Raw genomic sequence first — 17,120 nt, forward strand, 5'->3', positions numbered from 1 at the left:
TCACAGCAAAAGGACATTACATGAATTTTCCGAAAAAACTGATCGGTATCCTGGCATTGCTGCCGGGCCTGGCGTTGGCCAGCGGTGGCACCCATCCGTACAACAAGGCGCCGGCGCGTCCGACCCTCTCCTCGCTGCAAAACGGTGCGAAGCTGTTCGTCAACCATTGCCTGAACTGCCACTCGGCTTCCTCGATGCGCTACAACCGCCTGAAAGACCTGGGTCTGACGGAAGAGCAAATCAAGGAAAACCTGCTGTTTACCGGTGAAAAAGTCGGCGCGCTGATGACCACCGCGCTGCGCCCGGCCGACGCCAAGGAATGGTTCGGCGTGGTACCGCCCGACCTGTCGGTGATCGCGCGCGCCAAGGCTTCCTCGGCCGGCAGCGGCCCCGACTATCTGTACACCTATCTGCGCACCTTCTACAAGGACGATACCCGTCCGACCGGATGGAACAATCTGCTGGTCGAGAACGTCGCCATGCCGCACGTCATGTGGCAACAGCAGGGTGTGCGTACCGTCAAGATGGATGAGGTCAAAGATCCGCATGATGCAAACAAAACCGTGCACAAGTTCGCTGGCTTTACGCAAGTGACACCCGGCACCATGACCCCGCTCCAGTTCGACGAAGCGACGGCCGACCTGGTGGCCTACCTCGAGTGGATGGCCGAGCCGGCCGCCGCCACCCGTAAGAGCCTGGGTGTGTGGGTCTTGTTCCTGATGTCGATCTTCGCCCTGTTCGCATGGCGCCTGAGCGCATCGTTCTGGAAAGAAGTCAAGTAAGCAGGCTGCACGCTTCATTCATTGCCCGCTGAGTCATTCAGCGGGCACATTTCGGGGTGATCCGCTCGTCGTTTCACCCCCTTTGTTTCTAAGGAACTATAAAAATGATGGTTCTCTACTCCGGCACCACGTGCCCGTTCTCCCAACGCTGCCGCCTGGTCCTGTTCGAAAAAGGCATGGACTTCGAAGTGCGCGATGTGGACCTGTTTAACAAGCCAGAAGACATCTCGACGATGAATCCGTACGGCCAGGTGCCGATCCTGGTCGAGCGCGAACTGATCCTGTACGAATCGAACATCATCAACGAATACATCGACGAGCGCTTCCCGCATCCGCAACTGATGCCGGCCGATCCGCTGATGCGCGCGCGTGCGCGCCTGATGCTGTTCAACTTCGAAAAAGAATTGTTCGTCCATGTGCACGTGCTCGAGAGCGAGCGCGCCAAGGCCAACGACAAGAGCCACGACAAGGCGCGCGCCGAAATCCGCGACCGCCTGACCACGCTCGCGCCGCTGTTCCTGAAGAACAAGTACATGCTCGGCGACGAATTCTCGATGCTCGACGTGGCCGTCGCCCCGCTGCTGTGGCGCCTGGATCACTACGGCATCGAACTGTCGAAGACGGCTGCACCGCTGATGAAGTACGCCGAGCGCATTTTCTCGCGTCCGGCCTACATCGAAGCGCTGACCCCATCCGAGAAAGTCATGCGCCGCTGATCGCCCCTGGCGCCAGCTGCAACTTTCCTTACACGCCAGTTGGCCCGCGCGCGGGCGAATCGCAGTAGACTGGCGTGTACGCGTCGCACCACACCATTACAGAACATGTCCGAGATCTCAACCAAGCCCTACCTGCTGCGCGCTATTTACGAGTGGTGCACCGACAACGGGTTCACGCCCTACCTCGCCGTCAAGGTCGACGCCGCCACGACGGTGCCGATGGAATTCGTCAAAAAAGGCGAAATCGTGCTCAACATCAGCTTCGGCGCCACTTCGGGCTTGAAGATGGACAATGAAGCGATCCAGTTCCACGCCCGCTTCGGCGGCGTCTCGCGCGAGATTTACGTACCGGTGCAAAATGTGCTGGCGATCTACGGCAACGAGAACGGCCAGGGGATGGCGTTCGAAGTGACCAGCACGGCGTCCGAGAACGGCGCCGGGCAGCCGACCGACAGCCCACTGTCGAGCGTGCCGTCGCCGTCCAAGCCAGCGCCGGTGGGACTGTCGAGCGTGCCGGTGACGGCATCGGACAGTGCGCCGACGGGCGTGCCGGCCAGCGCGCCGGGTCCGGACGACAACAACGATCCGCCTAAAAAAGGTGGCCGTCCGACGCTCACGCGCATCAAATAAGCGTATAATCGCGGCTGTAAAAGTTTCGCCGACTTAGCTCATTTGGTAGAGCAGTTGATTTGTAATCATCAGGTGGCCAGTTCGAAACCGGCAGTCGGCACCAGAATTTAGTAGGAAAATCAAAGGGTTACAGGCTTCGGCGTGTAACCCTTTTTTCATAGGCATAACTATCTACGGATGATGTAACCACTATGTAACCCAGCGGCCGAAGTGCGCAATGAATCTGAATCACGCACGAGATGTCGGAACATTGCTATTCCTTGGGTAAATTCCATATTGCAAGTTTGTCCCAGTGCTCTGGGAAGCCCATGGCGTGCAATGTAGCTGCTGGACTCAAAACTGGAAAGGTTCCGACAAGTGACTTAAGTTTGTCCGCCCAGGCATTTCCGAAGCCAGTTTTAACAAGCAAAAATTGCATGATTGCAAGGGTCCCGTAAACATGTGTTCTGTCATGCGGGTCCCCCATCAAGTGCTCAAGGAGGGGAATCTCGTTGCGTCCTGGTGGCTTAGGGTTGTCGATCAAAGCCCTATTCCAGAGCCTACTGTGGTGCGCACAAATATTGCGCAGATGGCTAATCGACCGTAGCCAACTCGCGAGGAGCACGAAGCGTGACAAGCCAAAAAAACTTGCAATAGCTGCTTTGTCAATGTCATTCAACCCATTGAAGAAATGCGAAAGCAAACCAAAGTCCCAAACTTCAATTGATACCCAAATCGGAATCGGGGGCTCATATTTATCGCGAAAATGCTTAACGAAGTCTTCCTTGGACCGAGTGATTAACTTGGAGTGTTGTTGAAGCCAAACCTCATAATTTGAAGGCGTTGCATTGCCAACATCATCCAATATGGCCGCCCTAAACTTGACGTGCATCAACTCAGCGTTCAGATGCGCGCTTGGGTCCTTTTCCGCAAGATAGTGCGCGATCTTGGCCCGAATCGCAATCTCAAGCTTTTCGATGGCACTTAACGCCAAGAGTCGAAGCTCGTTGTCGAATCGATAGAGTGACGCAACTGCATCGAATGATGACTGCGCAATGAACTCTGATAGACGTGGTTGGCGTTGAGCCTTGCCGTTCACGACCAATGGTTCGGGTAGGCAGCGAAAAGGATAGAAATAGCCGCTGAGACGATAGTAGCCCGCTGTTTCTAAGTACCAAAGGGCCTGCTGATCGTCACGTACCACCAAACCGCGCTGCTTAAGCAGCGCTAACTGAGCGGCATAGCTAAGATGGGGCTTCTCGAACGGAACTAGCGAAATTTTCGCCCCCTTAAATGAGAAAACCCGACCGTGCTTGCGCAGAGGGCCGGGCCATATTGACTATGATAATACATCAGCATATAGAAAAGCGCACCAACTCAATTGTTACAAAATGATGCATTTGGCTATCAAGCCACGATTCTCCTTCAGAACTAAATGCGGGCTGGACTTGCCGCCTAGAGGCGAAATTCTAGCTATTCTAGGGCTGCCGTGCGTCCTTAGGCTGTGGACGCTTTCCGGCACTTTGTCCACCTCGCGCATGCCACTGTCGCCAATTCGGGCGCCATCCCGACGCGAAACAGAGGCGAGTTCGTCCGGCTTAGGCAAGGCGGCGGTCGACGCCTTACCGTATTGGCCCGTACTTTTCGGCGACTTATTCGCCCAGCTAGCTAGGCGCGCGTTGAACCCGGAACAACAGGCAATCGCCGCCATTTTGCTGGCGCTGGCGCCGCACCTGACCGCGCTGGTACGCTGCGCTATCCCGTCAGGACGCCTCGTCGGCTACGGCCCCTCCCGGCACTTTCCGGCACTTTGCCCATACGATTCGCAAAAAATCCCCGCGCAGCTTTCACTGGTCGGGCGTCAAGGGTCGCATTTGAAATGCAACCCTCAGGAGGTTGTTGCTTGGTAGCGGGACAGGGGACACAGGACGAAACAGGGCATTGCCTATTGCAAGTAACCTGCACTCGCTTCCTTACGGTACGATCAAAGCTCTCACACAACGATTCTTGAAAGGGTAAATATGTCACGCGACACTTTTGACGTTTCTATCGCTTGCTCATGCGGCAGTAAAGAGTTCTTGATTCCCGAGAGCCCTCACGCGGACACTGTAATTACATGCAATGCGTGCGGGGCAAAAGGCAAGTATGGCGAAGTCATGGCGGAAGGCGCCAAACAAACCACAGCGGCTATTCAGCAATCGCTAAAGGGGCTATTCAAAAACAAGTGACCTATTCGGGCACCTCCGGCACCGGCCCGTTGTTGTGCAGGAGCCACCAGCCGAGCTGACGACTGCGCGCTCCAGCACATACCCGGCATCCGGCACCGCGTCGGCCTTGCCGCCCCAGCTCGAGGTGAATTTTGGGCGCGCGCTCATTGACGCCCCCCCGGCTCGAATGCTGGCGCCGGCAGCGAACTCGCCGCCGATCCGTTCAGAAACGGTCGGCATTGGCATTGCGCGCTCTGCCGCAACCATTTGATTCGCAATGGCTTTCACGCTTATCGCGCGTTCAGAAACCCTTGCGAATCTAGCTACCTGGTTGCTGGCATGGGCGCCAGTGCGTCACGGCGGCGAGGGGGAATTGCCCCCCGTCAGCGCAGACCCGCCAGCACGGCTCACCAATTCCACTGCTGTCGTAAAAAATAACAACCGGGCTCTCCAGCTCGGTATGCCAGCCGATCACAGTTTGCTCCGGTGGCGGTAGCTGGCTAGGCAAGGCGGGTACCCAACATTGGGGTTCACCAGCGCTGCTCAGCTGGGCTTTAAGCGCATTACTAATCGACAGGTCCAGTTCCTGCATTGCCTCGGCTTCGACCGCCAGATGCGTGATGAGGTCGCCCATTCGTGCCAGATGGCTCGAAGCCACCCGCCCCTCTTCATTGAGGCCGGCCAACATCATCACGTGGCCTAGCGCGGCAAGTCCATGCATTAACGTGTCGTTAGCGTTCCTAGCGTGGTGCGCCACCATCTCTGCTGTCGCACAGTCGGCATCGGGGAACGGCTGATATGCTGAGAAGTCAGCCGGCAGGCGACGAAGCAAATTTGCAAGTTGGTACGGCGCCCGGTCGACACGCCCTAGGCTTGGGTTGTCTGCGACGGCATCCCTCTCCAGGCTTGCGGGCGCGCGCTCGATCTGGTTGAAGTGAGGGTTCGGGCCGTTCACGCTACACCCCCGCGCACCAGGCGCAGTACAGGGCGCTTGTGGCATGGGGTAGTTTTCACACAAACAGCTGCAAAGCCCAAGAGAAGCTGCTTATCCGTGGTGGCACGGAACAGCTCCAACATCTGCTGCTCGTCATGCGTCAGTGGGGCCGCAGCAGAGGTTGAGCCCAACGGTACCAGCTTCCCTGGCCGGTCTTGGCGTTTAGTCGGGCCGCTCATACTGCACCACCGGGCACCAAGTGCAGGGCCGGGCGCTTGTTGCGCGCCCGGCTTTCCACCGCCATTGATAGCGCTATGCCTAAACAAAATCCCTGGAGGTCCTTATTAAGGGCGCGATACGCCGCCAGCATCCGCCTTCCATCTTCCGTAAGATGAATCGGTGCCGCAGTCGGCGATGCGGCAACGGTGGCGGTGGCCACCTCGATGACGGCGCTGCGCTCATTTGCACGCGTCATGCCTTCGCCGGACACGCCGGCCTTGACCAGCTGCTCGTGGACCTTGGCTTTCTGCCGGGGGGTCATGGCGTTCAGCATGGCACCGATTATATAGTCGGCGTGGCGCAGCTCCGCCAGGATAGGCGAAATGGCGGTACTGGTAACCAGGGACGATTGACATTTTCCGCCGCCTACTTTAATGTTCGATATGTTCATGTGTCTCTCCAAGATGCACTGATCCAACAGGCCATAAATGCTGATACATTTAAGGCCCAACTTGCCTAGCTCCACTAGGCGGTGTACTTTCCAAGGGCCGACCTCCTACAGTTGGCCCTTGTCACATCTGGCTTTCATTTCTTCGATTACACTCCTTTCATCTGTTGACGCGGCCTTAGGTGCCCAACTGCTGCGTTGCGGCGGCCGGCGGGGTACTGCGTGCCCGAATCTCTGTTAAGCAATGGACCAGCTCGCTGTTCAAGGACCGCCCGTTTTTCGTCGCTTCTGCGCTAAACCACTCTCGTAGCTCAGACGGCATACGCAACGGATACCCTGCTGGCTGACTGGCCATTTTTCATCCCTCATGGAAATTGATTACACTCAATATAGAATCTAATAGACTCAGAGTCAAGAAGACTCTTTGATGGAACTGACGCTGTGGGGGACAATCGCGCACATGCCTGCACCGAGCCAAACAACCCCCTTCCCCCTTCGTATGGCGCCCGCGCTGCGCGAACGCCTCGAAGCTCATGCAAAGAAAAATGGACGTAGCGTTAATTCCGAAATAGTCGCCATGGTGATGGCGGCACTGGAGCCGCAAATTGACCTCGCATCCATCCCCACCGAACAGCTACTGTCGACTGTCGTCAAGCGCCTCGATGGCACGCTTCAATTGGTAGTGTCGGGTGACGCGGCCAAGAGAGCAGGAATCGCCCCCAAGAAAAAATAACCGCACGGCTACTTCTCCAGGCCCGCGATGCCCGGCAAAATCGCGCCCCCAAACAGAAACATGAACTCCGTGTCTCGCAGCCGCTTAAAGCCCAGCTTGGCATAATGGCGGCGCAGCTTTGCCACCGCACGTGCTTGATTTCCTTTGAAGTTCGGTAGATCAAGGCGGGCGCGCCAAGCAGCGTCGTTGCCAATGAAAACCTCATTCTGTAGGGGGAATGGCTTTATTGCGACTATCTCAGCGCCTGGCCGGAATCGCTCGATTATGCGGCGCATGGCCACAAGGCCGAGATTGTGAGCTCTGAATTTTGGGAGAATTTCAAGTCTGTCGATTATCAGAATATTTCCCCAGTAAGGTTCATCGCCGAGCAAACGCGTAAGCGCGCGCGCGAACTGGCTGCCGTCGCTGTCATAGATCGCGTAGAAATATTCCAGGGTAGTTGCGTTGGCATCGAATAGGTCGACGGTCGAGATACATGCCGCCTCCGCAGCCAGCACATCGACATAGATCGCTTTGAATCTACCCGCCACTACCCGGCGACAAGCCTCATTAAGGCCAATGACGCGGCCAGCGATTTCATAGATGTAGTCTCCGGGCTCCCCTGGCTCCAGGGCGTACGTTGCCTTGTCGACGTCCAATATCATGTAGTAAGGGCCTATAAACATGCCGCACTGTACTGCCGGAGAAAGGCCCTTGCCTCATACCCCATCAAACTTGTTCCATACACAATTTATGGGCAGAGTCTTAACGAAGTAAATTTACGATTTATCAACACTTACGCCGCCAGCAACCGAGATAGCAGTACGTGGCGGCCCAATGAGCGCCCTGAGCACGCTGGCCGCCGGCGTTACTGGCGGCATCTGGAAGGTCATCGCCGTGGTGCTGCTGGCCGCCCTGCTGGTGGTGGGCGCGTGGGCCGGCGCCGGCTGGTTCCTGGCCGCGCGCGACCGTGACGCCGCCCAGGTGGAGCTGGCCGCCGAGCGCACCAAGAGCGCGGCATGCACCGCTGCGGTGGAGCGCCAGAACGCCGCTGTTGCCGCTCTGGGCGACGCCAAGCGCGAGGCAGACGCGCGCGGCCAGGCCGCCCAGCAGCAGGCCGCCGCCGCTGGCCGGCGCTTCGACGCGGCGCTGGCCCGAGTCGCCGGCGCGCGCGACCACCTGCGACGAGGCCATGCCGGCCGTGAACGTCATTTTGGAGTCGGTGCGATGAGCGCCCGCCGCATGCTGTGGCTGTGCGTCCTGCTGGTCGTCCTGCTACTGGCCGCGTGCGCGGGCCCGGCGCCGGTCGTGCAAGAGGTCAAGGTGCCCGTCTACCGGTCGTGCGTCACTGGCGCGCCGGATCGGCCAACGTTCGCCGTGCGCGGCCTGGCGCCGGATGCCAGCGACGGCGAGAAGGTGCTCGCCCTGGCGCGCGATCTGCCGCTGCACCTCAAGTACGAAGCCCTACTGGAAGCCGTGATCGCGGGGTGCTTGTGAGCGACGCCGGTATTCTGGCATCGCCAGTTCGATATCGCGATGACGATATCGAAGCCGGGCCGCTGATCCTGGTGTTGCACCGGATCGACGGCCCGGACCGCTCGCCCATGCAGATGGTGAGTGCTGATCTACTAGCGAACTACCGGCGCTGCGAGGCCGCGGCTTGCCGCGCTGGCTTGGCTAGATGACTATTGAGCCATCAAAGATAAAATAGTCAGCAACTGTAGCGAAGCCATTCATCGTATCTCTGCTGATTTGATCGCGCATTTCCGCCACGCGATGGGCGTCTGGTTCCCAGAGGATTGCGATCAGGAGAAACCCGAAACGCCCCGCGTCAGCGTAAACTAAGGCTGTGTCGCTTGAACGGCGCCGATATTTGCGCCAATCACGGTCCCACTCTGCCAAGCGCGGCGAGTCATCCATTGGAACTAGATGAACATGGCGCAAGACGCGCTTTCCGTTCACTTGCGGCCGGCTATATTCAGCGTCTTTGCCAAAATAGTAGTGGTTGAACTCACCATCAGGACCGGCGCCCTTCCAGTCGGCAAAATTTTCAATGAACGTGTCAGGGTCTGTGCCGGCACGTGTCAGCTCACCGCGCAAATACTCGGTGATCTGCACCTTCATAGGCAAGGGCGGCGGTTAGCCAATTTTGCGCTGAGGAATTTTTGCGAAAACAGCACTTACAGCAGAGAGGGAAAATTCGGTGCGGTTCTGATGGATTGCCTTGAACACTTTGGTCGTGGCAGCATCTGGACCGCGCCGGGTACTGTACCCGGCGGTCGAAGCAACGCTATTGGCTGAGAAGCCAAAATCTTGCTTGAACTTCGATAATGTACGTGGAGCCATGATGCGTGTCCTTCAAAAGGTGAAACCATCCTAGCATAAGAAAAGCGACTACGCTTGCCCCGTATCAAAATGCAACACATGGGCGCCTTTGGAAAGTTCGGTTGTATGACCACCTCCCGACGGATCGTGTTGGCCGGGCGATGTGCTCGATATCCCAGGCGTCGATCTGGACCGGCAACGGCGCCGGCTGGTTGATGAGTCGCATCAAAAGCCGCTCAATATTTTCTTCAAAGGTGCTGGTCATCATCGTTCTCCCTGTGGTGGCGCGCCCTTGGCGCTCTGACGTGTGAGGGCGCCGGCGCGCAGAACGCTGAGCAGCTAGCGACAAATTTCCTTCCACTCATACCGGCCGGAAACATTATTGTAGACCTGCTCATTTTTGCACTGCTTGGTCCCAATAGGCGGCACACTGGGAGTGGAAATTGGAGGAACTGCCGGGGGAGTAATCGGACAAACGCGTGGAGGGCAGATCGGCCTCACTTCGAGACTGCTTTGGCATATTGCTTGTACCTGCCCTCCCACACATGAACACTCACATGCCGCACTGGCTTGAGTCGTCGCAAGCATAACTGTTACTGCAAGAGTTGCTTTAAGATAATTCATTTCTTTCCCCCATCGTTGACCCTATCCAGCGAAATGCTGAATTGCCATCCCATCCTAAGCTGATTGCGTTTTCGCCGCTACGGAAACCATGTTCAAAAACGACCGTATATGAACATGCACGCGGATCAACACAAAAGTATGCCCATAAAATAGCTATCGCTATTTTGAACATGTTCATATATAGTCTGGACGTTATTGAACACATTTCCCCACTCAACTTTCACGAGAGAAACAAATGGCAACTTTCGCTTACAGCCGCGTCAGCACCAAGGACCAGACCACTGCGAACCAGCGTCTGGAAATTGAGGGCGCTGGGTACAGAGTCGACTACTGGTTCAGTGATGAGGGCGTGAGCGGTAAAGTGTCGGCATCCTTGCGCCCGCAGTTCAAAGCGCTGTTGGGCCAAATACGGGATGGGGAAACGCTCGTGGTGTCAAAGCTCGACCGGCTGGGGCGTGACGCTCAGGACGTTGGCGCCACGATCAAGGCACTAGCGGCCCGCAAAATCGAGGTGATCGTTTTGCAGCTTGGCAAACTTGACCTAACCTCGCCGGCCGGCAAGTTGATGTTGACGATGCTCGCGGCTGTCGCTGAGATGGAACGGGACTTGCTGGTTGAGCGCACGCAATCCGGCCTTGCCCGGGCAAAGGCCGAGGGCGCTACACTTGGCCGCCCAGCCAGCACAACCGACGCGCAGCGCGCCCAAATGATCAGCCAGCATAGGGAGCATGCTGTATCCATCAGCGCCCTGGCCCGGCAATATGATGTCTCGCGCGCGACGGTGATGCGGATCGTAAAGCCGTAGAAGGCCGCCCTTTCGCCCATTCCAGACCTTTGTTTAAGGTCTGCTGCGCGCGTCGCATGATGGACAACTGGAACTTGGCCCTCCGGTTGCCCGCCGGGCGCAAGTCCAACGATGGCGTTTTAGTACGTGCGTGGCGTGACGTTTTGTGCGCCTCCGTGGTCTTCGTTGTACTGCTTGTAGATGCCCTGTCCAAGCTGCGCGCCGGCCAGCGCGCCACCGAGCGCAGCCGCGCCGCTGTTGTTGTAGACCGGCTGCATGTTGGTCGCCACAGGGTTTTTGTTCAAGTACGGCTGCAAAAGGCCGGCTCCCTGATGGGCCTGATTCATCGCATACTGGTCCTGCGTTCCGGCGTTAGCATACGCATTGCCCAACAGCCCGCCGAGGCCCGCCATGCCTTGCTGGTAATTCTGGCTGTTCAGCGTGTTCTGGCCCATCTGCGCGTTCAGGTTGGCGCCGTTCGTCTGCAACTGCGCGCCCAGGTTCGCATTGCCCGTTGTGAGTTGCGAGCCGAGGTTGGACGTATTGGCCCCCATCTGCGCCTGCTGGTTGTTCGCGCCGACGTTTAGAATGGCCGACTGGTTCGCCAAGTTGGCCTGCTGCTGCCAGCCGCCATTCTGTTGCGCCGCCTGCATACCGTTGTTCTGGTTTTGGAGGTCGCGCTGCTGCTGGAGCTGCGCATTCGTCTGGTTCGTCTGCATCTGCGCCTGCATATTCGCCAGGTTGGCCGACTGCTGGTTGCTCGCGCTGGCGATGGCCGCCTGGTTCTGCTGACCGCTCAGTCCTTGCATTGCCGACAGCGCGCGGTTCGAGTCCGTTTCGTACGCGCCGGCCTGCGCCGATACTGCGGCGTCCGCATTGTTCTGCCCGAACTGCGACAGCGCGCGCTGCTGCTCACGGCCAAAGTCGCCAATGGCTCGGCCTTCCGCGATGCCCTGGCGCGAACTGCCGTACTGGCCCGACGCGATGGCGCCGCCCCGAATGCTTGGCATGATCATTTCCATCAGGTTGCGGGTGCTGTCGGCCTGCTGGCTTTCGAATGCGTTTTTCGACTGGTTGATGCCCTTCTGGATGGCGCCGGTCAGGTACTGGTTTGCGCCGGCCTGGCCGTTGATCATGCCGTCGAACGATTTGGTCAGGTCCATGTTGTTCTGCGCTGGCCCGCTCACGCCCACGCCCTCGGCCTTCTGCGCGCCCTGCATGCGAGCGACATCCTTGATTGCGCGCGGTGCCTGCATTGATGCCGCCTGCGCAGTCGGAACGCCGCCGATCAGCGCGGCATTCATTTGCGGCGCTGCGCCCATTTGCGGCGCGGCCCCGATCTGCGGCGCGGCCTGGCCCTGCATCTGCGCGTAGGCACCGCCCCGGATGTAGTCGAGGTCGCCCTTGGCGTTTTGCAGGTACTGGCCTGCCGCATTGCCGTAGTCCTGCATGGCCTGCGATTGCGGCTTGTTCGCCAGGTCGCGGTACTGGCTGAGCAAGCCCTTATCTTCGCCGGCCCCGAACAGCATATCGGTGATGCGCGGATCGATTTTGTTGGCCTCGATATTTGCCGCGTTCGCTTCTTTTGTGGCCTCGGCCGATTTCTTGGCGCCATTGCTGGACGCCACGCCGCCGACTACAGCCGCGCCGATCATGGCTGCCGCGACGCCGCAAAACTTGGCACTGTCCAGCATGGCGTCCTGCTTGCGCTCGCCCCGGAGTTTCATCCGCATATTAATCTCCAATCCACATGGTGTAATAGGTTTCGCACGGGGCGAATTTCAAATACTTGAACAGCACGCTTGCATCAGCGTGAACCTTCGACCCGACGAACCAGCGCTGCACGCCGCGTCGCTTCAATTCGGTCTTCACGAAGCGGAACAGATTCACGCCAGCGCGACCGGTGCGCAGGTCTTTGCGGACGTAGAAGATGTCCATCGTGCAGGTCAAGCACGTGCTGTAATGCAGGCCGGGGGCGATGAAGCCGATGAAGTACCCGACCATCACCCCAGCGTCGCGCAGCGTGACGAACAGCAGGCCGCCGGCGCGCTCGCGGTCAATGTAGACCTCGTATTGCGGCGACAGCGGAACCTTGTCCTGATTGAGCGCCAGTTCCGCATAGTGCAGAGGCAGCAACGTTTGCAGCTCTTCAAGCCGCTCTTCGAACGATTCGATATGGCACGTGATCATCGGGAAGTCCTCATGTCTACCACCAGATGGATACGGTCGACGGCGCTGTTGTTGATCACCTCGTGCTCTTGCTTGTTGTCGAACCACCAGACCTCACCGGTCGCCATGTACACGTGCTCGTCGCCGGCGCGGAAGACCACGCCCGGGGCGCTTTGCAGCACGATGTGGAACCGGGTGTAGTAGTCGGTGTGCGCCGGCGTGTCCGCATGGGGGAAAATGCGGCCACCTGGCGCAATCTTATTGATCATGGCCCGGCCCAGGCGCTCGCCGCCCACGCGCGCCATGAGCTGCATAATCAGCGGGCGGGCCTCGGGCAGCGTCTTGTAGGCCGGGTAATCGATGTTCTCGTGCTGGTCGAACGTGGCCTGCGCTGCTTGAAGCGCCTCCTCGGTCTCGTGCACCGACTTCGTGGGGAAGCGCAGCATGATCGATTCGATTTCACCAAACGGGCCTTGCGGATAGTCGCGCAGGTAGGTATCGGCCTTCCACAGCTCGGGCATGCGCTTGATAGCCAGATTCAGCGGCAGCACGTCGGTGCCGGTTGCGATGAGCATGAAGTTGCGCATTATTGGCCGCCTCTCAGCTTCTGCACGATGGCATCGGCAAGCTGTTTCAGCGCAGCAGGGTCGCCACCGGTTTTCTGGATCATCTGCTCAAACTGCGCCGCTTCCGGATTGCCCGACTGCTGGAGTTGCGCGATGATCTGCTGCGCAACCTCCGGGGTCGGGTTCTGCGCGAGCTGCTTGGCCATTTGGAGGCCGTTGCCGCCACCTTGCGGCGCTTGCGGCGCTGCTGCGCTCATCGCGCCAAGCAGGCCGCCCCCTTGCTGAGGTTGCGGCGCGAACATTCCCAACAATCCGCTCATTGGGCGCCCCGGTTGTCGAGCAGATTAGCCATTGGGTAATATTTTCCTTCCAGCGGGTCGAGCCGTTTTCGCGCTTCGATTGTTGCCGGGGCCGTGGGGTCGGCCGCGCTGTCATCGAGCGCCGCCGCCACGCGCTTCGCCAGTTCCTCGCCGATCCCGCGAAGTGCAAGAATGGCTTCGCAGCGATTCAACTCGGTAGCGCTCAACTGACGCACATTCACCGTGGCGCCATTTTCAACAGCGTGCGTGAGATGGGCAATCGTGACCCATTTACACCCCGGCTCTATTGCGAGCATGCCGAACAGTTCCGGAGCCGACGCTGCAAAATCTTCGCCAAAGAACACATAATTTACGTTTTCCATATCGAAATCCTTTCAGTGGTTTTTCAGTATTAAGCCCGCGCGCCGTGCCATCTGGAAGGCACAACTTGTTTGGCAAGATCGATGTCTCGGTATGCCTGGCGGCGCGAAACCCCGAACCGGGCCTGCAACCGCTCCCGGATGATCACCGTGCGTTCGCGCTGCGCCAGCAATTCGCGCACGAACGCAACTCGGCGCTCGGTAGGTGATCGTTCCGCGTCGAGGCGGTCAAAAATAAGTTGCCGGAACGCCGCGACCATTTCCGGGGCCGCGTCAAGATTCTTCAGGTCGTCAAGCAGCACCTGATAGCCGGCGGCGCTCATGTGGGCCGCCTCGGCAGAAGGGCGCCGCCCTCGCGCGCGCATGCGTACTGGTCGCTTAATGTGGCCGCCGCCTCGCGTACGCGCGCGAAGTCGGCGGAAACCCCCTCGCAGGCGCGCGCGTACTGGTCCGGCGGTGAGGTGAAAGGCGCGGACCACATGATCGACCGGCTAGCGAAAGCGCCATGGAAGCCATTACAGCTCGATGGTGGCACTTTCGCCTGCTTGGACGACTCCATACACCAAGCCGTCCCCGGCGGGGTCGTAAGGGCGGTTTTGATCGGTTTTGGATTAGGGGTAGTCATGCGCGCCCCTGTGCCGCAATGTTGTAGCGGGTCGGGCGCTGTTCCGCCGATTCCAAATACTGCTGCGAGTCGATATCGAACCAGAAGCCTAACCGCCCCTCCCACTCGCCATTACGCTGTTTTTCGCAGGACACATAGCAATTGGGGTTCCCCTTCTTCTCGGCCTCTGCTTTCTTATCGCGCCACACGATGAACACGTTGTCCACTTGGTCGGTGATCGCGCCGGCGCCCTTGATGTCGAATTTGCCAGGGGCTTTCAGTTCGCTCTCGCCCTTGCGCATGTGGTGCACAAGGTGAATGTGCACGCTATGGGCTTGGGCAAACGCGCACAACTCGTTGACGAAATCTTTCTGCGCGTTGTAGTCGTCCTCGCCCTTGACGCACTTCATCAGGCTGTCGATGACGAACTGCGTGATGCCGAACGTGTGCACCGCATACCGCATGACGGCGATCAGCTTGCGCCACTCGACCGCACCAACGTGGTCATACATCCACAGCCGGCCGTCCGTCCAGCGCGACAGGCTGGTTAGGAATGGAATCGACGGCTCGCGGCCGGCGTAGGCCTGGCGACTCATGCGATGCATTTGCTTGACCGGCTTCATTTCAAAGCTCGCCACCATGACGCGCTCATTCTGGAAGCACAGATCGAGTTCCACCTGAGAGAGAAACATGCTCTTGCCGTGCCCGTTAATCCCGGCGTAGATCGATACCTCGCCAGGGCGAAACTTGATCCTGTCGCGCGATTTCTCCCACAGCATTGTTGGGATAGGGGTGGCGTCGGGCGCCGCATAGAAGGCGTCGATTGTGTCCTGCAGCCAGTCCGATGCCGGGCGCACGTTGTGCTGTTCCGGCTCGTTCATGTAGGCGCTGAAATCGATGTTGTCAGGGATTAATTGCATACGGCATTCCTCCAGGTGCGCGGGCGTATGTGCGCCCGGCGATAAAGTCCATGTTTTGAAAGTCCAACCAGGGCAAGAAGTCGAGTTCGTAGGCCCAGCGCGCGACCGGCTGCGCTATGTCCTCGGCTGCGGGGATCAGGAACACCCCGGCGCCCCACTTCTCCACCGCGTTCCACACGTTCAGGTGCTCAGGTCGATGCAGCGCGATGGCTTTGACGGTCGTGGCCCAATCCATCCGGGCGCCGACGTACACGCACACGTCAAGTCCACGAGTCCATCGCCAGTCGTAGGCCTGGCCAGCGCTCGCATGGACCGTGTGGTTACCGGCGCCCATGGGGCCCACAAGCGAAACCAGAATCATTCCCTCGGGCTTCATGCCACGCAGCCGGGCGTCAACGATAGGCTGGGCGTTAGCGGCGATCATTCCCAATCCTTCACGCACGTATCGGCGTCAGCCAACTGGCCGGCGTAGCCCGCGAACTTGGTGGCGTTGAACAGCGTCTCGGGGCGAAGGTACTTTTGCATGGTCGAGTCCGTGGCCCACTCGGTGACTTTCGCGTCAACCACGGCGCAACACTGGGCGACAGTGGCGCCTTCTTTTAGGCGCGCGCCAATCAGGTCCAGGCTTGCCCTCACCGGCGAGTAATTACGGCCGGCCCGCTCGTTGAGGTGAGAAAGGATCGCCAAACAGTCCGGGCTACCGGACAATGCTTTACTTCCTTTAGACTCCTTTAGACTCCGTACCCGAGGCCTCGCCGAGTCCTCTTCTACTTCTCGGGGAGCGCTCGCCGAATTTACGTCCGGCGAGGGGGCATGCACTGCTGGCGCTGGCTCTCCTACCGGCGCTCCTGGCTGGGGATGGCGATAGGTCGGCTTGTCGATTTTCTGATGCCGGGCCCATCCCGTGACTTGCCAGTAGTCTTTGCCGGCGACCTGGTACGAATGCAGCAGTTCTGCCGCTTCCAGTTCATCGACCATGGCCTGGATATCATCGTCACTGATCGCATCCGATGGGAACACTTCCATCTTCAACCGCTTCACGGACGCGGGGTGTATGCCGTGGTCGTCTGAAAACGACCAGATGCCAATGAATAGGAGGCGAGCGGTCGGCGAGCACTCGGCGATTTGTTCGGAGGTCCAAAACTCCGGCTTGACGGTACGAATACGGGCCATGGCTATACACCGCATGCGCGAGCAATCGCGCGCATGGCCTGCTCATACTCTGCCGACGTGGCGCCAAGGTGACGGTTTGCCCACATGGATTTTTCAACTTCGTAGCGGGCGTAGCTCGAGCAGAAATGGCGGGAGCGGGCGGCGGCGCGCGCACCGGCGTACACCGCACGGTTGACGTTGGGAGGTAGCCGGCTCACGTTGCCACCCCGCTGACCGCCTCGGCAATGAGGTGGTACCGGGCGCATTTGCTATGCCGAACGCCTTGATTGTCGAACAACGGCAGCAATTCGGTCGTGATCGTGTGGCCGTGCTCGCGCTTGAGCTGAAAAATCCGGGCCGCCGGCATAAGGATGGAGTGGTCGCGCAGCTCCATTGTCGTCTTGGGGCCCTGGCGAAGGAGCACCATGATTTTTGCCAACTGCACCGCCGTCGCCGTCGACCTGCTCGCCAAAACGGCAGCATCGATGTTAGACTGTGCTTCCTGATTTTGATATGTCGCCTCGTGCCCGCCAGCAAGATCGACAAGTGCGGCCCCCTCTGCGGGGCCGTGCTGCTTTTGGGATTTAGTCATTTGCCGAACCCCCGTTAAGCAGTTTGGCGATGTCAGCGACTGGCCATAACAATCGATTGCCAAATTTGACTGGACGGA

Annotated in this window: 25 protein-coding genes and 1 tRNA gene; 8 read left to right on the top strand and 18 right to left on the bottom strand. The window is 59.0% G+C overall.

The genetic code is table 11. The annotated features are described in order from the left end of the window. The first annotated feature begins 20 nt into the window (after positions 1 to 20). The 4 genes from F2P46_RS17350 to F2P46_RS17365 all read left to right on the top strand — a co-directional run bounded on the left by F2P46_RS17350 (position 21) and on the right by F2P46_RS17365 (position 2,231). Positions 21 to 782 carry a cytochrome c1 gene (locus F2P46_RS17350; protein WP_166892099.1) on the top strand — a complete coding sequence of 254 codons (762 nt, stop codon included), beginning with the start codon at positions 21 to 23 and terminating at the stop codon, positions 780 to 782. Between the two features lie 104 nt (positions 783 to 886). After that, on the top strand, positions 887 to 1,498 hold the full coding sequence (locus tag F2P46_RS17355) for a glutathione S-transferase N-terminal domain-containing protein (RefSeq protein ID WP_054265664.1): 612 nt from the start codon (positions 887 to 889) through the stop codon (positions 1,496 to 1,498). Between the two features lie 105 nt (positions 1,499 to 1,603). Continuing rightward, a complete protein-coding gene (locus tag F2P46_RS17360; RefSeq protein ID WP_166892102.1) occupies positions 1,604 to 2,128 on the top strand; it encodes a ClpXP protease specificity-enhancing factor in 525 nt (174 codons plus the stop codon). Positions 2,129 to 2,155: 27 nt separating this feature from the next. Continuing rightward, a tRNA-Thr gene (locus F2P46_RS17365) sits at positions 2,156 to 2,231 on the top strand. Positions 2,232 to 2,381: 150 nt separating this feature from the next. Here the strand turns inward: F2P46_RS17365 and F2P46_RS17370 are convergent. Further along, positions 2,382 to 3,311 (bottom strand): Abi family protein, encoded by a 930-nt coding sequence (locus F2P46_RS17370; protein WP_368737925.1) that lies wholly within the window; start codon positions 3,309 to 3,311, stop codon positions 2,382 to 2,384. 475 nt (positions 3,312 to 3,786) lie between these two features. Here F2P46_RS17370 and F2P46_RS17375 point away from each other — a divergent pair, with 475 nt between their 5' ends. Continuing rightward, positions 3,787 to 4,017, top strand: coding sequence for a hypothetical protein (locus tag F2P46_RS17375; RefSeq protein WP_166892108.1), 231 nt, complete (start codon positions 3,787 to 3,789; stop codon positions 4,015 to 4,017). A gap of 616 nt (positions 4,018 to 4,633) precedes the next feature. Here the strand turns inward: F2P46_RS17375 and F2P46_RS17380 are convergent. From F2P46_RS17380 to F2P46_RS38825, 3 genes are all read right to left on the bottom strand, one after another. After that, positions 4,634 to 5,269 carry a hypothetical protein gene (locus F2P46_RS17380; RefSeq protein WP_166892111.1) on the bottom strand — a complete coding sequence of 212 codons (636 nt, stop codon included), beginning with the start codon at positions 5,267 to 5,269 and terminating at the stop codon, positions 4,634 to 4,636. A 214-nt stretch (positions 5,270 to 5,483) separates the two neighbouring features. Next, entirely contained in the window at positions 5,484 to 5,918 is a 435-nt protein-coding gene (locus F2P46_RS17385) for a hypothetical protein (RefSeq protein ID WP_166892113.1), read from the bottom strand. Positions 5,919 to 6,093: 175 nt separating this feature from the next. Beyond that, positions 6,094 to 6,270 (bottom strand): Arc family DNA-binding protein, encoded by a 177-nt coding sequence (locus tag F2P46_RS38825; protein ID WP_166892116.1) that lies wholly within the window; start codon positions 6,268 to 6,270, stop codon positions 6,094 to 6,096. 72 nt (positions 6,271 to 6,342) lie between these two features. On the opposite strand from F2P46_RS38825, the gene F2P46_RS17395 reads away from it, so the two are divergent. After that, entirely contained in the window at positions 6,343 to 6,648 is a 306-nt protein-coding gene (locus tag F2P46_RS17395) for an Arc family DNA-binding protein (protein WP_166892119.1), read from the top strand. Positions 6,649 to 6,656: 8 nt separating this feature from the next. Here the strand turns inward: F2P46_RS17395 and F2P46_RS17400 are convergent, their stop codons facing one another. After that, positions 6,657 to 7,292, bottom strand: coding sequence for a hypothetical protein (locus tag F2P46_RS17400; protein ID WP_166892122.1), 636 nt, complete (start codon positions 7,290 to 7,292; stop codon positions 6,657 to 6,659). A gap of 172 nt (positions 7,293 to 7,464) precedes the next feature. Here F2P46_RS17400 and F2P46_RS37700 point away from each other — a divergent pair, with 172 nt between their 5' ends. Then, entirely contained in the window at positions 7,465 to 8,124 is a 660-nt protein-coding gene (locus F2P46_RS37700) for a hypothetical protein (RefSeq protein ID WP_229509330.1), read from the top strand. A gap of 180 nt (positions 8,125 to 8,304) precedes the next feature. Here F2P46_RS37700 and F2P46_RS17415 read toward each other — a convergent pair whose 3' ends face one another. From F2P46_RS17415 to F2P46_RS37070, 3 genes are all read right to left on the bottom strand, one after another. Continuing rightward, positions 8,305 to 8,751, bottom strand: a complete 447-nt coding sequence (locus tag F2P46_RS17415; protein WP_166892125.1) for a type II toxin-antitoxin system YafO family toxin — start codon at positions 8,749 to 8,751, stop codon at positions 8,305 to 8,307. Positions 8,752 to 8,766: 15 nt separating this feature from the next. Next, positions 8,767 to 8,973 carry a hypothetical protein gene (locus F2P46_RS17420; protein ID WP_166892128.1) on the bottom strand — a complete coding sequence of 69 codons (207 nt, stop codon included), beginning with the start codon at positions 8,971 to 8,973 and terminating at the stop codon, positions 8,767 to 8,769. 64 nt (positions 8,974 to 9,037) lie between these two features. Next, positions 9,038 to 9,220 carry a hypothetical protein gene (locus tag F2P46_RS37070; protein ID WP_208296665.1) on the bottom strand — a complete coding sequence of 61 codons (183 nt, stop codon included), beginning with the start codon at positions 9,218 to 9,220 and terminating at the stop codon, positions 9,038 to 9,040. 591 nt (positions 9,221 to 9,811) lie between these two features. Between F2P46_RS37070 and F2P46_RS17425 the strand changes: the two genes are divergently transcribed. Next, entirely contained in the window at positions 9,812 to 10,381 is a 570-nt protein-coding gene (locus F2P46_RS17425; protein WP_166892131.1) for a recombinase family protein, read from the top strand. Positions 10,382 to 10,500: 119 nt separating this feature from the next. Here F2P46_RS17425 and F2P46_RS17430 read toward each other — a convergent pair whose 3' ends face one another. The 10 genes from F2P46_RS17430 to F2P46_RS17475 all read right to left on the bottom strand — a co-directional run bounded on the left by F2P46_RS17430 (position 10,501) and on the right by F2P46_RS17475 (position 17,042). Further along, a complete protein-coding gene (locus F2P46_RS17430) occupies positions 10,501 to 12,093 on the bottom strand; it encodes a hypothetical protein (protein WP_166892134.1) in 1,593 nt (530 codons plus the stop codon). A gap of 1 nt (position 12,094) precedes the next feature. Then, entirely contained in the window at positions 12,095 to 12,550 is a 456-nt protein-coding gene (locus tag F2P46_RS17435; protein WP_166892136.1) for a hypothetical protein, read from the bottom strand. Then, entirely contained in the window at positions 12,547 to 13,116 is a 570-nt protein-coding gene (locus tag F2P46_RS17440) for an aspartyl/asparaginyl beta-hydroxylase domain-containing protein (RefSeq protein ID WP_166892139.1), read from the bottom strand. Before F2P46_RS17440 ends, F2P46_RS17435 begins: the two co-directional genes overlap by 4 nt. Then, complete coding sequence (locus F2P46_RS17445; protein WP_166892142.1) at positions 13,116 to 13,415, bottom strand: hypothetical protein; 300 nt, start codon at positions 13,413 to 13,415, stop codon at positions 13,116 to 13,118. Before F2P46_RS17445 ends, F2P46_RS17440 begins: the two co-directional genes overlap by 1 nt. Beyond that, positions 13,412 to 13,777, bottom strand: a complete 366-nt coding sequence (locus F2P46_RS17450) for a hypothetical protein (protein ID WP_166892145.1) — start codon at positions 13,775 to 13,777, stop codon at positions 13,412 to 13,414. The genes F2P46_RS17445 and F2P46_RS17450 overlap by 4 nt, the downstream gene beginning before the upstream one ends. A gap of 29 nt (positions 13,778 to 13,806) precedes the next feature. Next, entirely contained in the window at positions 13,807 to 14,097 is a 291-nt protein-coding gene (locus F2P46_RS17455) for a hypothetical protein (RefSeq protein WP_166892148.1), read from the bottom strand. Between the two features lie 298 nt (positions 14,098 to 14,395). Next, on the bottom strand, positions 14,396 to 15,298 hold the full coding sequence (locus tag F2P46_RS17460; RefSeq protein WP_166892151.1) for an AAA family ATPase: 903 nt from the start codon (positions 15,296 to 15,298) through the stop codon (positions 14,396 to 14,398). Further along, the gene (locus tag F2P46_RS17465) at positions 15,282 to 15,722 is read right to left on the bottom strand and encodes a hypothetical protein (protein WP_166892154.1); all 441 of its coding nucleotides are present in this window, start codon (positions 15,720 to 15,722) and stop codon (positions 15,282 to 15,284) included. Before F2P46_RS17465 ends, F2P46_RS17460 begins: the two co-directional genes overlap by 17 nt. Further along, positions 15,719 to 16,471, bottom strand: a complete 753-nt coding sequence (locus F2P46_RS17470; protein WP_166892157.1) for a conserved phage C-terminal domain-containing protein — start codon at positions 16,469 to 16,471, stop codon at positions 15,719 to 15,721. The genes F2P46_RS17465 and F2P46_RS17470 overlap by 4 nt, the downstream gene beginning before the upstream one ends. A gap of 193 nt (positions 16,472 to 16,664) precedes the next feature. Beyond that, complete coding sequence (locus F2P46_RS17475; RefSeq protein WP_166892160.1) at positions 16,665 to 17,042, bottom strand: helix-turn-helix domain-containing protein; 378 nt, start codon at positions 17,040 to 17,042, stop codon at positions 16,665 to 16,667. Positions 17,043 to 17,120: the final 78 nt, after the last annotated feature.

Source organism: Massilia sp. CCM 8734, from assembly GCF_011682155.1.
Taxonomy (GTDB): Bacteria; Pseudomonadota; Gammaproteobacteria; order Burkholderiales; family Burkholderiaceae_D; genus Telluria_A; species Telluria_A rubra.

What these genes read in the sequence shown, in the direction of transcription:
- F2P46_RS17350 (WP_166892099.1), top strand. Translation starts at nt 21, where the DNA reads ATGAATTTTCCGAAAAAACTGATCGGTATCCTGGCATTGCTGCCGGGC.
- F2P46_RS17355 (WP_054265664.1), top strand. Translation starts at nt 887, where the DNA reads ATGATGGTTCTCTACTCCGGCACCACGTGCCCGTTCTCCCAACGCTGC.
- F2P46_RS17360 (WP_166892102.1), top strand. Translation starts at nt 1,604, where the DNA reads ATGTCCGAGATCTCAACCAAGCCCTACCTGCTGCGCGCTATTTACGAG.
- F2P46_RS17385 (WP_166892113.1), bottom strand. Translation starts at nt 5,918, where the DNA reads ATGAACATATCGAACATTAAAGTAGGCGGCGGAAAATGTCAATCGTCC.
- F2P46_RS38825 (WP_166892116.1), bottom strand. Translation starts at nt 6,270, where the DNA reads ATGGCCAGTCAGCCAGCAGGGTATCCGTTGCGTATGCCGTCTGAGCTA.
- F2P46_RS17395 (WP_166892119.1), top strand. Translation starts at nt 6,343, where the DNA reads ATGGAACTGACGCTGTGGGGGACAATCGCGCACATGCCTGCACCGAGC.
- F2P46_RS17400 (WP_166892122.1), bottom strand. Translation starts at nt 7,292, where the DNA reads ATGATATTGGACGTCGACAAGGCAACGTACGCCCTGGAGCCAGGGGAG.
- F2P46_RS37700 (WP_229509330.1), top strand. Translation starts at nt 7,465, where the DNA reads ATGAGCGCCCTGAGCACGCTGGCCGCCGGCGTTACTGGCGGCATCTGG.
- F2P46_RS17415 (WP_166892125.1), bottom strand. Translation starts at nt 8,751, where the DNA reads ATGAAGGTGCAGATCACCGAGTATTTGCGCGGTGAGCTGACACGTGCC.
- F2P46_RS17420 (WP_166892128.1), bottom strand. Translation starts at nt 8,973, where the DNA reads ATGGCTCCACGTACATTATCGAAGTTCAAGCAAGATTTTGGCTTCTCA.
- F2P46_RS37070 (WP_208296665.1), bottom strand. Translation starts at nt 9,220, where the DNA reads ATGATGACCAGCACCTTTGAAGAAAATATTGAGCGGCTTTTGATGCGA.
- F2P46_RS17425 (WP_166892131.1), top strand. Translation starts at nt 9,812, where the DNA reads ATGGCAACTTTCGCTTACAGCCGCGTCAGCACCAAGGACCAGACCACT.
- F2P46_RS17430 (WP_166892134.1), bottom strand. Translation starts at nt 12,093, where the DNA reads ATGCGGATGAAACTCCGGGGCGAGCGCAAGCAGGACGCCATGCTGGAC.
- F2P46_RS17435 (WP_166892136.1), bottom strand. Translation starts at nt 12,550, where the DNA reads ATGATCACGTGCCATATCGAATCGTTCGAAGAGCGGCTTGAAGAGCTG.
- F2P46_RS17440 (WP_166892139.1), bottom strand. Translation starts at nt 13,116, where the DNA reads ATGCGCAACTTCATGCTCATCGCAACCGGCACCGACGTGCTGCCGCTG.
- F2P46_RS17445 (WP_166892142.1), bottom strand. Translation starts at nt 13,415, where the DNA reads ATGAGCGGATTGTTGGGAATGTTCGCGCCGCAACCTCAGCAAGGGGGC.
- F2P46_RS17450 (WP_166892145.1), bottom strand. Translation starts at nt 13,777, where the DNA reads ATGGAAAACGTAAATTATGTGTTCTTTGGCGAAGATTTTGCAGCGTCG.
- F2P46_RS17455 (WP_166892148.1), bottom strand. Translation starts at nt 14,097, where the DNA reads ATGAGCGCCGCCGGCTATCAGGTGCTGCTTGACGACCTGAAGAATCTT.
- F2P46_RS17460 (WP_166892151.1), bottom strand. Translation starts at nt 15,298, where the DNA reads ATGCAATTAATCCCTGACAACATCGATTTCAGCGCCTACATGAACGAG.
- F2P46_RS17465 (WP_166892154.1), bottom strand. Translation starts at nt 15,722, where the DNA reads ATGATCGCCGCTAACGCCCAGCCTATCGTTGACGCCCGGCTGCGTGGC.
- F2P46_RS17470 (WP_166892157.1), bottom strand. Translation starts at nt 16,471, where the DNA reads ATGGCCCGTATTCGTACCGTCAAGCCGGAGTTTTGGACCTCCGAACAA.
- F2P46_RS17475 (WP_166892160.1), bottom strand. Translation starts at nt 17,042, where the DNA reads ATGACTAAATCCCAAAAGCAGCACGGCCCCGCAGAGGGGGCCGCACTT.